11 protein-coding genes are annotated in these 14,031 nt (G+C 40.6%); all 11 read left to right on the forward strand.

Annotation, left to right across the window (positions count from 1 at the left end):
* Positions 1–35: 35 nt before the first annotated feature.
* On the forward strand, positions 36–860 hold the full coding sequence (locus ACTQ3V_RS03445) for an N-acetylneuraminate synthase family protein (protein ID WP_441466270.1): 825 nt from the start codon (positions 36–38) through the stop codon (positions 858–860).
* A gap of 3 nt (positions 861–863) precedes the next feature.
* Entirely contained in the window at positions 864–1,928 is a 1,065-nt protein-coding gene (locus tag ACTQ3V_RS03450; protein ID WP_441466271.1) for an SIS domain-containing protein, read from the forward strand.
* 4 nt (positions 1,929–1,932) lie between these two features.
* The gene (locus ACTQ3V_RS03455) at positions 1,933–3,696 is read left to right on the forward strand and encodes a thiamine pyrophosphate-binding protein (protein ID WP_441466272.1); all 1,764 of its coding nucleotides are present in this window, start codon (positions 1,933–1,935) and stop codon (positions 3,694–3,696) included.
* A 1-nt stretch (position 3,697) separates the two neighbouring features.
* Positions 3,698–4,717, forward strand: coding sequence for a radical SAM/SPASM domain-containing protein (locus tag ACTQ3V_RS03460; protein ID WP_441466273.1), 1,020 nt, complete (start codon positions 3,698–3,700; stop codon positions 4,715–4,717).
* On the forward strand, positions 4,695–5,798 hold the full coding sequence (locus ACTQ3V_RS03465) for an FkbM family methyltransferase (protein ID WP_441466274.1): 1,104 nt from the start codon (positions 4,695–4,697) through the stop codon (positions 5,796–5,798). The genes ACTQ3V_RS03460 and ACTQ3V_RS03465 overlap by 23 nt, the downstream gene beginning before the upstream one ends.
* 179 nt (positions 5,799–5,977) lie before the next feature.
* Positions 5,978–7,579 (forward strand): hypothetical protein, encoded by a 1,602-nt coding sequence (locus ACTQ3V_RS03470; RefSeq protein WP_441466275.1) that lies wholly within the window; start codon positions 5,978–5,980, stop codon positions 7,577–7,579.
* Positions 7,580–7,664: 85 nt separating this feature from the next.
* Complete coding sequence (locus ACTQ3V_RS03475) at positions 7,665–9,320, forward strand: glycosyltransferase (RefSeq protein WP_441466276.1); 1,656 nt, start codon at positions 7,665–7,667, stop codon at positions 9,318–9,320.
* Between the two features lie 53 nt (positions 9,321–9,373).
* Complete coding sequence (locus ACTQ3V_RS03480) at positions 9,374–10,267, forward strand: NAD-dependent epimerase/dehydratase family protein (RefSeq protein WP_441466277.1); 894 nt, start codon at positions 9,374–9,376, stop codon at positions 10,265–10,267.
* A 205-nt stretch (positions 10,268–10,472) separates the two neighbouring features.
* Positions 10,473–11,810 carry a lipopolysaccharide biosynthesis protein RfbH gene (gene rfbH, locus ACTQ3V_RS03485; RefSeq protein WP_441466278.1) on the forward strand — a complete coding sequence of 446 codons (1,338 nt, stop codon included), beginning with the start codon at positions 10,473–10,475 and terminating at the stop codon, positions 11,808–11,810.
* 24 nt (positions 11,811–11,834) lie between these two features.
* Positions 11,835–12,908 carry a CDP-glucose 4,6-dehydratase gene (gene rfbG / locus ACTQ3V_RS03490; RefSeq protein WP_441466279.1) on the forward strand — a complete coding sequence of 358 codons (1,074 nt, stop codon included), beginning with the start codon at positions 11,835–11,837 and terminating at the stop codon, positions 12,906–12,908.
* Positions 12,898–14,016 carry an FkbM family methyltransferase gene (locus tag ACTQ3V_RS03495; RefSeq protein WP_441466280.1) on the forward strand — a complete coding sequence of 373 codons (1,119 nt, stop codon included), beginning with the start codon at positions 12,898–12,900 and terminating at the stop codon, positions 14,014–14,016. The genes rfbG and ACTQ3V_RS03495 overlap by 11 nt, the downstream gene beginning before the upstream one ends.
* Positions 14,017–14,031: the final 15 nt, after the last annotated feature.

Consider the following 14,031-nt stretch of genomic DNA (forward strand, 5'->3'; position numbering starts at 1 on the left):
GAAACAGGACTTGCTGAATGGAAAGGATAAGGCGAATGAGCGTTTATATTATTGGAGAGATTGGTATCAACCACAATGGCGATCTATCAATTGCAAAAAAACTGATCGACATTGCTGCAGAGGCAGGATGCGATGCAGTCAAATTTCAAAAGCGCACAGTTGACAAGGTTTATTCAAAAGAAATGTTAGATTCTCCTAGGGAAAGTCCCTGGGGACATACTCAACGTGCCCAAAAAGAGGGGCTAGAGTTTAGTAAGGAAGAGTATGATGCAATTGACGCATATTGCCATGAAAAGGGGATGGCATGGTCTGCTTCCGCATGGGACGTGGATTCACAGCTTTTTTTACAACAATATAATCTGCGTTTCAACAAAGTTGCATCTGCTATGTTGACAAATGATGAATTGTTGGAAGTGGTTGCGGCTGAGAAGCGATATACCTATATTTCTACTGGCATGTCTACTATGGCTGAAATTGATCATGCCGTTGATGTTTTTCGCAAGTACGCATGCCCGTTTTCATTGATGCACTGTAACAGCACTTATCCGATGGCAGAAACAGATGCGAATCTCCGAATGATTTCTTCGCTGAAAGAGAAATATCAATGCGACGTTGGTTATAGTGGGCATGAGACTGGGATTCTGGTTAGTTTGTTGGCCGTTGCTGCCGGTGCAACGTCGATCGAACGGCATATCACTCTGGATCGTTCCATGTACGGCTCTGATCAAAAAGCCTCTATCGAACCCGATGAATTGAAGGAATTGGTTAAGAGTATTCGTTTGACAGAAGAAATTTTGGGAACCGGAGATAAAACGTTGTCAGAGGCAGAACTGGCAGTGCGAAAAAAACTAAGGGGTTAAATCATGGTTAAGCTGGTAGTCTTTGATATTGACGGCGTTTTGACTGATGGATCAATCCAGGTGGATAGTCAAGGAAATGAGCATAAGAAAATCAATCTGAAAGATATTGATGCTGTGTATGAACTAAAACGGAATGGCTTTTTGTTGGCGGCGATTACGGGTGAAAACTCTCCCATCGTGTCCTATTTTGAGCAGCGCTTTCCGTGGGATTATTTTTTCTGCGGCTGCAAGAGCAAGGCAGAAACATTGAAGCAACTGATGCGCAGATTGGAGCTGAGGCGTGAAGCCGTTGCCTATATCGGGGACGGTAAATATGATATTGATGTGCTTCCTTGTGCCGGAGTATCTTTTTGCCCTGCGGATGCAGTAAAAGAAGCGCAGTTGGCTGCAGACATTGTTTTGTCCCGCAGAGGTGGAGAAGGCTGTGCATGGGAAATGTATGAGATCCTGCGGGATTATAATATGCCAGACTCCGGACAGCGCTTTTTCCTGAACCGGTTGGAGGAACATCGGCTCCTCTTTCACAAAATGGCATCTGACCGCACACTGATGGATCGTATGTTACAGTTGTCACAGCAGGCTATTTCCTGCATCCGGCAGGGAGGGCAGATTTTTTTATGTGGCAACGGTGGAAGTGCTGCGGATGCGCAGCATATTGCTACGGAGTTTATTAGCCGGTTTTATCAGGAAAGGGCAGCCCTAAATGCAGAAGCATTATCTGTCAACACATCTACGCTGACTGCAATTGGAAATGATTACGGATTCGAACGAGTTTTTGTTCGGCAGTTAGAGGCCAAAGCAAGAGAAAACGATGTGGTAATCGGCTTGACTACCAGCGGACGATCAGCTAACATTTTGCAGGCTTTGAGATATGCTAGAGAAAATGGAATGCTTTCTGTGGCTTTTGCCGGCGCAGAGGAGCCTCGAGAACTGCAGGAAGCGGCGCAACTGATTATTCACGCGCCGTCAAACATCACGCCTCGCATTCAAGAGTGCCATATTTTTCTAGGACATTTATTGGCTGAGTATGTGGAAGCAACATTATTCCCGCGAGATCAGGAGCACTAATTATATGAAACTATCTGATTATGTAATACAGTTTTTGCAAAGCAGAGGAGTGGAACAGTGTTTTTTGCTTCCTGGCGGAGGTGCCATGCATTTGGTAGACTCTGTGGGACGCAATGAGCTCCCATATGTTTGCTTTCAGCATGAACAGGCGGCAGCGATTGCAGCGGAAGCTTATGGACAGCATCAGAACCGTCCGGCGTTGCTGATGGTAACGTCCGGGCCGGGTGCAACCAACGCTATAACCGGCGTGACGGCTGGTTGGATAGACTCCACCCCCATGTTTGTGATTTCTGGACAGGCAAAACGTTCTGACCTGATTGGTGATACTGGAGTGCGGCAGATTGGATCTCAGGAAGTACAGACGATTGCGATGGTACGCTCAATCACCAAATATGCGGTAGAAGTTATGGAGCCAAAGGAGATTCGTTACCATCTGGAGCGAGCTTGGTATGAAGCTACTTCCAATCGACCGGGTCCGGTATGGTTGTCCATCCCGTTGGATGTTCAGGGCGCACAGATAGAAGAAAATGACCTGTGCGGATTTTCTATCCCATCCCGCGCTTGTGTGGACCTTTCTGGCGCGGTTAGCCGGTGTGTTCAGCTGTTGAAAGAGAGCCGTAAGCCGTTGCTGCTGGCTGGAAATGGAATTAAGCTTTCTGGTGCGGAAGACGCATTGTTTGCATTGTTGCAGCAGGTGCCTATTCCGGTGCAAACGACTTGGAAGTCCATTGACCTAATGGGAGAAGAACATCCGCTATACGCTGGTCATCCTGGTATTATGGGAGATCGAGGGGCAAATCTGATATTACAAGAAGCTGACCTGTTACTGTCCATTGGCAGCCGTCTGGACACTAGTCTAACCGCATTTAACGAGGCGAATTTTGCAAAATGCGCTAAGCGCATCATAGTGGATATCGATCCTCATGAGTTGGATCGGATGAATATGAAGAAAGAGATAGCGTTGGCTACAGACGCTGGTGAGTTTTTGCAGGCGCTGCATGATGCTTTCACACAGACAACAGTTTCATTAGAGACTAAAGAAAGCTGGGCGGCTTGGCGGTCACATGCCAAGCTGTTGCGTGCAAAATATCCTGTTGTTACCGAAGAACATCGGAACAAAACCCGATATGTCAGTCCGTATTATTTTATCGATTTGTTGTGCCGAAATCTGGATGAACAGGATATTATCGTTCCTGAAAGCTCAGGCGGCGCAGGGGAAATCACCTATCAGGCATTTCAGCTAAAATACGGACAGAAAATGAAAAATGCAGCCGGTCTTGGCTCTATGGGGTTTGGTTTGCCGTATGCTATTGGATCTTGCATTGCGAATCATGGTCGACGCACGATTTTAATTAATGGTGATGGAGCATTTCAACTCAATATTCAGGAGATGGAAACCCTGCATCGGCTGAATCTTCCGGTTAAAATGTTTATTTGGTGCAACGATGGATATGGCAGCATTCGCAATATGCAGAATAATAACTTCGGTATGTGTGTGGCGAGCGGCCCAGATAGTGGCTATACCGTTCCGGATGTGTGTGCAATTGCTGCGGCATACGGTTTTACGACCCATACTGTATGCAATAACCAAGAACTTGGGGATCGGCTGCCTGAGATTTTGCAAGAGGATGGTCCTAGTTTGTGCGCGGTATGGGTGGATCCAGAAGAAACGGTTTCTCCCCGCGTCAAGGCTTTCCCGCAACCCGATGGCAGTATGAAGTCTGGTACATTAGAAGATATGTGGCCGAAAATCACGAGGTGGAATTAATATGGAAAGAATGGAAACACAACATTTACGGCAAAATTTAAGCGATGTACTCCCGTTAGCCGCACCATTTACAATTTATTTGGATCCGTGTGGTGTTTGCAATTTTCAGTGTGCATTTTGTCCGTGTAATAATTCTGATGAACACAAAGAGGAACGACATACCATAATGGAATGGAGTCTTTTTGAGAAAATCGTTCAAGAGTTAAAGAAGTTTAATGGTACAATAAAGGTGATCAACCTCTATTGTTTTGGAGAGCCATTGCTCAATCATAGAATTTCAGACATGGTCGCTGTAATTAAGGAAAATCATCTTTGTCGAGAAGTCCGAATTACGACAAACGGATCTTTACTTATACCAGAATTGAGCCAAAAATTGATTGATGCTGGGATAGATCTAGTCCGAGTCTCAGTGGAGGCATTAAATGATGAGGGTTATAAAACGATATGTAAATCACCTGTTTCTTTTCAGGTAATAAGACAAAATATAGCAGATTTTTATCGTTTAAGTCGCGCGACTAAAAGTAAAATATCTGCCAAAATTGTAAATGCTTCATTAAAGAATGAGAAAGATGTGAAATTGTTTTATCAGTTGTTCAAAGATATCACAGATTTTCATTTTATTGAAGAAGTAGAATCTTATTGGCCGGAGTTTCATATGGAAAATTTGCCAACAGATGGAGTCAAAGCAATACAAAAATGTTATCTTATAGGTGAAAACCGTAGAATTTGTACATTTCCATTTACGGATATGGTCATTCATTCGAATGGGAATGTTGTTTCTTGTTGTGTTGATTGGCAGTCTGAAACAAAATACGGAAATGCAGCGAAGGATTCCCTCTACGATTTGTGGTTTGGTTCAACATTGAGGACTATGCAATTAAAGCATTTGGATAGAAGTGCATATTACGATACTGTTTGCAGATACTGTGATAGAAAACCAATTGATAATATTGATAGTGCAGCTACAACAATAAGAAACAGAATTGAGGAATCTCACAATGCTATCAAAGATGAGCTTTGAAGAAATGAAGGAAAATAGCCTGATTTCTGATGTTGCGGTGGAGAAATTAAAACAGTTTCCAATGATTGTTGTGTGGGGAACGGCAGGCGCGGCAAATTATGCAAAACAATTTCTAGAATGTCATGGCCTACGTTTGAGTTTTGTTACGGATAGTTCACCGCATTACAAAGGGGAATATTGGAAAGGAATCCCACTAATAGATAAAGAAAAAGTTTTTGAAATGGGCAAGTCGGTGATCGTGATAATTGCTTGTTCTTATTTGTATAAAATTGATCGTATTTTAGATAAACACGCAATTGAATATGTGATGTTTGATACAAATTTGCTTTTCTGTAGTAATTTTTTGGGAATTGAACGGTGTGATAAAGCTAAAGCAACAATTATAAATTGTTTTGAACAAGTTAAGGAGCTATATCATCTATTACAAGATCAAAAATCTAAGGATACTTTACAAAATGTACTTGCATATAGAATAACTTTAGAACGTCATTTTCTTGAATCGATATATGATCAAAATACATACTTTGGAAATGATGTGCTTACATGTTTTGATGGAGATACTGTGGTGGATTGTGGAGCATATATTGGAGACTCAATGGAAAATTTTTGGGCTCACGGTTTTTCTTGCAAGAAGTATCTTGCGTTAGAACCCTCTCCAATGCAGTATTTGATTTTGAAGGAGTGTGCAAAGAAGTTTAAACAGCATAATATCAGTGTACTTCCATTAGCAGCGTGGGAAAAAAAAGAAATGCTTAGTTTTTCACAAACACAGGGTGGAGGAAGTCATGTTGGTGACAACGGTAATTTACTGGTTCAAGCAGATGCGATTGATAATATTACCAAAAACAATCATGTGGATCTGATAAAAATGGATATTGAGGGTGCAGAAATTCCGGCGCTATATGGTGCCAGACATACAATTCAGTCAGCGCATCCAATTATTATGGCTTCAATTTACCACCATCTGACAGACATATGGGAAATCCCACTATTGTTAAAAGATATGTACCCAGAATACAAAATCTACATGCGGCACCATTCACCATGGGGTGATGACACAGTAATATATGCGCTTGCATAGATAATGCCCAATATAATAAAAAGTTTTGTTTGTATTTTGGGGATAGTTAACGATATGTCCATAGCTTTGTTATGTAAGTAGATGACATATTATTATTTTTATTAGAAAAGGGTTATGTAAAAGAAAAGCTCTTTAACGATATAACCATACCATCAGGAGCTAAAAATGGGGAGTTTGCTATGTTAGATGTATTTACCTTAGATAAAGCATATCGTTACATCATTTATGGTGCAGCTGAGGGGGGAAAGCTTGTCTATGAGAATATGAATCGTTGTGGGTATCATATTATGGGCTTTTTTGATAGGCGGGCAAAAGAAATAGGCTCGCTGTATGGTTTAGAAGTGTTTGACCCGGAGATATATCCTCATAGTGACACAGAGCATACGGTTATCATTATTTCAGTTCGAACTCCTTTTGAGCATGAATCTATTGCTACATATCTGCACAAGTTTGGGTATGATAAAATTATTTATCGCCCTTGCTCGGGGATAATACCAAACTCGGGTGAAATGAGACAATTAGAACAAACTTATGAGCGTTTGATTTCTGGGGATATTACAGAAGATTGCGTTTTTATAAAATATGTTGATCAAATGAACATTGGAAAACTTTTTAACGACGCAGTCATAGAACAGGGTGATGAGCTCATTGTTGCTTATATTCCCACTGATCTTTGTTTTGCTGCATCGAGAGAGCAAATACAAGCTCAAAATGTGTGGGTAGAAATAGAAACGAATCAGTGCGTTATTGACAGGATTGATTTGCCGATCTATATGGGTTGGTATGAAGTGATACACTTTTTCAAGGCTTGCATGGGTATGGAATACAATGCGACGGCGGCTGTTCAAGCGTATAAAGATTGGGTTGGGAAGAACCCTTTAGCCAGATGGAATTTATACGAAAGAGATGATGATGCTGTAACCAATCGAATCGTAGAGCGGATTGCCGTATATAATGGTCTGGAAAGTGTATACAAGCGGGGAGCAGCTTTTTTTGAGGCACATCCTGTTTTGGCAGAATGGAATCCTAAAGGATACTTTAATATTAAAGATGGTGGTCATCGAGTAAGTTTCTTTGTTGCAAAGGGAGTTCCGTTAATTCCTGCATCTATGTCCAAATCAGATTATGATTCATGGATTAACGGTGAAGCGCTTGAACAGTGCAGGAATTTCATGTTCGGAAAAAATATGCTAGCTGCTTATGCGCCAATACCACACCCCAATTTTTATCAGTTTTCTACATATAGAGATATTGGTGGCTATACAAGAATTCAAAAAATATCAGAGTTTCTGTGCTATAATCAAATAAAATTTACTGACAGAAAAATTTTGGATGCGGGTGCCTATTATTGCTATCTTTCGCAATTTTTTGCTAGATTGGGTGCTTGTGTGACAGCAATAGAGTATAATCGAGAAAGTCATGAATTTGCAAAGAGGTTAAATAAATTATTATATTGTTCCGAAATAAAATGTGTTTGCGCAAGCTTAGATGATTTTGATATATCTCAGCATTTTTCTTTGACGATTATGTTGACAGTATTGTATCCTTATATGGATAGTGAAATGGGCCTAAGAATACTGAAGAACATTGATACTGTTACTGATGATATCCTGATTTGGGAATCTGGTGATCAACCAGAGAAAGAAATCCGGTATATAAAGGAGAATTCGAATTTTTCTCATTATTTAAAGATCTCTGATACGATAGGGACAGGGAAGGTAAGAGAATTGGGAATATTTTATAAAAACCATATTCAGTTGGAGAAACCTTATTGGCTGTAGGACGATATTGCTTAATTGTTAGCTAATCCTGCAGTTGAATCATTTTGGTATTTTGAACTGAAATTTGGGGTATATAGGGTATATTATGAATGAAAAAAAGGTAATGCAGGTTTTATCACTTTTATCCACAATGCAGGAAGCTTGTCAATACTTATATTCCAGCGTTCAATTTGAAGATGATGCAACGTTTAGGCAGATGTATTCTGATATCCATCGTGGGCTTGCCAGTATTGTAGAAATTTCTAAAAAGGAAAATAGTGTATCTATTGGTGCACATAAGCTATATGCAGGTAGTCAGTCGTGTCTAGATTCCTTGCAACAAATTTGTTTGTATTGGCAGTTTAAGAGAGAAATATGTATTCAAAAAATAGAGTTTGAATTGCTACCTTTATTACAAGAGACGTATTTGCAGTTTTACTATTTTGGGTATTTGTCATCACATTCAGATGAATTAGAGGCATATTATAATGAAAAGATTTATTCACTTTGTGCCAATCCTTATATAGATGAAGCCATCCAAAAAGGACATTATAAATATGATATTTCTATCATGGTTTTAGGCTATAATAAGTTGGAATATACAAAGCAATGTGTGAAGTGTCTTGAAGAAAATTTGCCTACTAATTTGCGCTATGAATTGATTTTTGTCAACCATGGATCTACAGATGGAACCAAAGCATATTTTGCAAGCAAGTCCCCAGATAAGCAACTTGATATCTCGGTAAATGGTGGAGGAGTGTCTTCATATATCCGCTTGGTGGAAGGCGAGTTCACTATACACATCAGTAATGATGTGCTGATTGGGAAAAATACCATCGAGAATTTAGTGGCATGTATAAGATCTGATCCTCAAATTGCTTGGGTCGTTCCAAGCACACCAAATGTGAGCAATCTTCAGAGTATTCCTGCCACTTATGATACAGAGGAAGAATTTATAAGATTTACGGAGCATAATAACCAAAGTAATCCATTTCGGTGGGAACAGCGCACTCGATTATGTAACCCAATTGATATTATAAGGAATTCAGTTTTTGTTTCCTCATCAGGCCTTTGCCTTAACGGACGATTTCATTCGTTTGATAGTAATTCATTTCCTGATGATAAGATGTCGCTTTTTTTACGGCGAAATGGATACAAGATGATGATTGCAAAGGATGCATATTGCCATCATTTCGGCTCAGTGACATTAAAGAGCGAAGTTCAAAAAAAGGGAGAAGCGGAATATTATCTAAATGGCCGCAAGTCGTTTTATAATGCTTATGGCGTAGATCCTTGGGGAACAGGTTTTTGTTTTGCTAAACCGTTTCTTAAAAGGGTAGTAGGTAATGAATCAGCCCATGTTGATATCTTAGGTATTAGTTGTGGTTTTGGAGCAAATTCTTTAAAAATAAAAGAACAAATTAAGGAATATTGCTATAATATGGATGTTTCTTTATGTAATATCACAGATGCAGAGCAATATAAACAAGATTTGGAAGGCGTTAGTGACGAAGTACAAATTATATCTTCAGTATCTGAGGCACGAGACTTTCTTTCTATACGGTGTTATCAATATATTATTTGGGAGGATGGTTTTCTTGTAGATGCTCATTCTGCAGAGCTAATTTCCTTGGTGAGAAGATCTTTGGCTTCGGGCGGAACTTTTTTTGCGAAAAAGCATAGACAGACAATAGAATTGATAAATATATTCGGGAAATGGCATGAGCTGGGAGAAAATTGGGTCATGTATAAAAACGAATAACAAAAATGTTGGAAAGTGACTACGGCTTTTTCTCCGGCAAAGGAGCAAGCAGAATGAAAATTGTATTGACTGGTGCCAGGGGGTTTATAGGTCGGAATATTTATGAGAGTTGGAAAGAAAAGTACGATATTTTAGCACCTAGCCATGAAGAATTGGATTTAACAGATGATGTGGCGGTCAGGACATATCTAAGTAGTGCATCTCCGGATGTAATCATCCATGCAGCAAATGTCAATAAATTTGCACATCCAGAGAAAAGTTCGGTTGTTATAGAGGCAAATCTTCGCATGTTTTTCAATTTGGCTAATTGCACTGAATATTATGGTAAACTATTATATTTTGGTTCAGGGGCAGAGTATGACCAGCGCCACTATATTCCGCGGATGCCAGAATCTTATTTTGGCACACATATTCCTGCAGATGACTATGGATTTTCAAAGTATATTATGTCTAAAGCGGCAGAAACGTCATGTAATCTATTCAATCTACGATTGTTTGGCGTATTCGGAAAATATGAGGAATGGAAACGTCGCTTTATTTCAAATTTAATCTATCTATATTTAACTGGACAGCCTATGCAGATGGGACCCAATATGTATTTTGATTATCTGTATATTCAGGATCTAATGCCGATTTTGGAGTGGTTTTTATACCATGATCCCAGATACCACACCTATAACGTGTGCTCTGGCAGAGAAATCGATCTATATAGCCTTGGATGTATGATATGTGAATCATTTAATCAAGATCCAGCTATACTGCAGAAAAAATCAGGCTGGAAACTTGCGTATACAGGTGATAACAGTAGATTGCGAGATGAAATGGGAGGTAACTATGTATTGACACCAATGAAAACAGCAATTAATGAGCTCATAGAATATTATAAGCAAAATGGGTCAATTCTATGGCCTTCAGAAATGCACCAAAAGACAACAGGAATCAATTAGTGAATCAGTGCAAACATAGTCAATAACAATGTTAATATACATGCTGCGGCTTAAAGTGGAATGATATGCTACAATACCGGTTCAATCTGTTTTGATGTGTTTCCGTTGAGAATTACGTATCGTTGTCTTGCTATTTTCTAAAAGATAAAAGTTAAAACACAGTTTTATTGATGTATCAGATACCGCGGATGAAAGGGTTACAGTTATGCCAAATACAGGGGAAGCATTGGTACGGGAGCAGATTCTGGCGCTGGTGCGGGAATATGCCGACACTTATCACACAAAAAAAATATATCAGAGTGGAGATCGTATTCCATATGCTGGCCGGGTTTACGATAGCGAGGAACTGTGCGCATTGGTGGATGCTTCTCTGGATTTCTGGCTGACTGCAGGACGATATGCTGATCAGTTTGAAAAAGAGTTTGCGCAATACTTGAATGTTCCGTATTGCTCTTTGGTCAATTCCGGCTCATCAGCAAATCTATTAGCCTTTTCTGCTCTTACATCGCCGCTTTTGGGAGAGCGGCGTATTCAGCGGGGAGATGAGGTGATCACAGTTGCTGCGGGTTTTCCTACGACTGTGGCGCCTATGGTTCAATATGGGGCGGTTCCGGTGTTTGTGGACATGTCGTTGCCCTCTTGCAATGTAGATGTGTCACAGATGGAAAATGCATACTCATCGAAGACTAAGGCGGTGATGCTTGCGCATACGTTGGGAAACCCCTTTAATTTATCTGCAGTAAAGGCTTTCTGTAAGCAGCATGGACTATGGCTCATCGAAGATAACTGTGATGCTTTGGGATCAATGTATCGAATGGCAAGCGGCTTGCAAATGACCGGCACCGTGGGAGATATTGGGACCTCCAGTTTCTATCCGGCGCACCATATCACAATGGGCGAGGGTGGGGCAGTATATACCAAAGATCCTTTGCTGCATAAGATTATCCGGTCTCTGCGAGATTGGGGACGGGAATGCGTTTGTCCGGGAGGGCAGGATAACACCTGTGGACATCGTTTCACGGGACAATTTGGTACATTACCCCAAGGATACGATCACAAATATGTATATTCGCATTTGGGGTTCAATCTGAAAGCAACAGATATGCAGGCGGCAATAGGGGTGGCGCAGCTGAAAAAGCTGCCGTTGTTTACTCAACAGCGTCGGCGAAATTGGAGCGTTCTTCGTGATGCGTTGGATGATTTAAGTGATATTCTGCTGCTGCCGGAAGAGTCAGAGAATGCACAGGCAAGTTGGTTTGGATTTTTGATTACGGTAAGGCCGGAATGCCATGTTTCTCGAAACGATATCGTTTCTGCATTAGAGACCGCTGGGGTACAGACTCGACCTTTGTTTGCCGGAAATTTGCTGCGTCATCCGTGCTTCCTTGCGCTGGAGCAAGGCAAGGATTATCGAATAGCCGCTCCGTTAACCGTAACAGATCAGATCCTGCTGAATAGCTTTTGGGTAGGTGTATATCCAGGTATGTGTGAAGCTATGTTGCGGGAGATTGCTGCGCAGATTCATCGCGCGGTCGGACGTTGAACTTTTGCCGAAGGGGAGAGCACAGTGAAAGAGTTGCTGTCATTTTATAGCGGAAAACGGGTTTTCGTGACAGGACATACCGGGTTTAAGGGAGCGTGGCTATGTCGTATTCTTGTGGATGCAGGTGCTGAGGTCACCGGCTATGCACTTTTGCCGAATACGGAGCCTAATTTATATCATTTATCTGACTTGGAAGGATCCATGAATTCTATTATTGGTGATGTGAGAGATTTCTCACATCTCCAACGCGTTTTCCAACAGACACGTCCGGAGATTGTTTTCCATTTGGCTGCTCAGCCCATTGTCAGGGCGGGTTATCAAGACCCTGTTGGAACATATGGAACCAATGTGATGGGAACCGTTCATATACTGGAATGCGTACGGCAATCTGATACTGTCAGAAGTATGGTCAATGTGACCACTGATAAGGTATATCAAAATAAAGAGTGGGTGTGGGGATATCGAGAATCGGATCGATTGGATGGCTTCGATCCATATTCCAACTCCAAATCCTGCTCTGAGTTGGTTAGCGGCTGCTATGTACGCAGCTTTTTCGCTGATGCTCATATTCCACTTTGTACTATGAGGGCTGGAAATGTGATTGGCGGCGGCGATTTTGCGCCAGATCGTATTCTGCCTGACTGCATCCGGAGTGTCATATCTGGGGAAAAAATTTTTTTGCGGAATCCATTTTCCGTGCGCCCATACCAGCATGTTCTGGAGCCTTTGATGGCCTATCTGTTGGTGGCGAAACGGCAGATGGAGGATGCGCACATTGCCGGAAGCTACAATATAGGGCCGGATGTGTGTGATTGCATTACAACAGGGGCATTGGCAGATCTTTTTTGTGAAGCGTGGGGAGAAAACGTTTCTTGGACGCATAATTGTGAACGCAACGCTCCTCATGAGGCGAACTGCCTACGTCTGGATCATATGAAAATAAGAGAGGCAATAGGATGGAGTCCGCGTTGGCATGTGGATACTGCAGTTGAAAAGACTGTGGCGTGGGTAAAAGCATGGCTGCAAGGCGAAAACATTGCCGCAGTAATGCGTGAACAAATTAAAAGCTATGCTGAGGTAGTTGAATATGTTGGATAATATTTTAAATTTCGTCCAAAACGAAGAAAATCTTGGCGAACAGTTTGTTCGCAAGGTAAAAGATGGAAAGCATCCTTTTTATTGTTATGGCGCAGGACATTATTTACAATTCTCTTTAGCATACTTGAAAAAATCTGGTTTAAAGCCAATAGCAATATTAGACACCAATTATAACGGGAAATATGGAGAATTTGATGTAATAGCATACGATTCTTTTCTGAAAAGAAATTCAGATCCGGACTGTATCTTTTTGATAACTGCACCGTCGCATAGGGAGGAAATTAGAGAAAAACTTACCCAAAATTTTAAATCGCAAAATATTTATTCCTTTGAAACCGAGATATATTTGAATTTTTTTCCGAATATAAACAAGTATCGTCATTATTTGATTGAACACTGGCAAGAGTTGATTGCATTTAAAAATGACCTGAAAGATGAGGTCTCCAAGAAAACTTTTGATTGTGTTCTGCAAGGTCGTATCTCTGGTAATCCGGATTATTTTTCTATTTGTTATGCGCCTGATCAATATTATCCAAAGGATTTGATAGAATTTTCTGCTGATGAAGTAATGGTGGAACTTGGATCCAATAATGGAGATACTCTGTTAGGTTTTTTACAACATTGTCCGCAGTTTAAACGAATTTATTGTTTTGAGCCTGACAAAAATTGTATCCCGCTTTTGGAGAAAATAAAACAGTCTCAAAAAGAATATGTAAATAAAATAATTATAGAACAAAAGGGCGCATGGAGTAATACAACTACACTATATTTTTCTTTAGAGGGAAATGTAATCGCCGGCAATGGGCATTTGGTTTCTAACATGTCACATGCAACTGAAACCATAAATGTAGTTGCCATTGATGATGTTATTTCTGAACCGATTACATATATGAAAATGGATATTGAAGGTTGTGAGTTGGAAGCTCTGCATGGAGCCGAAAAACAAATCATAGAGAATAAACCGATGTTGGCTATCTGTGTGTATCATAAAATGAATGATTTTACTGATATATGGTCTTATTTAAAGCATTTGAATCCAGATTACAAATTTTATTTGAGGCATCATAATAAGTTTTCTGCTACAGAAACCGTATTATATGCCATATAACAAAATATTGTCTTA

Origin of the sequence: Candidatus Agathobaculum pullicola, assembly GCF_052117205.1 — a bacterium.
In the GTDB taxonomy this organism is placed as follows: Bacteria; Bacillota; Clostridia; order Oscillospirales; family Butyricicoccaceae; genus Agathobaculum; species Agathobaculum pullicola.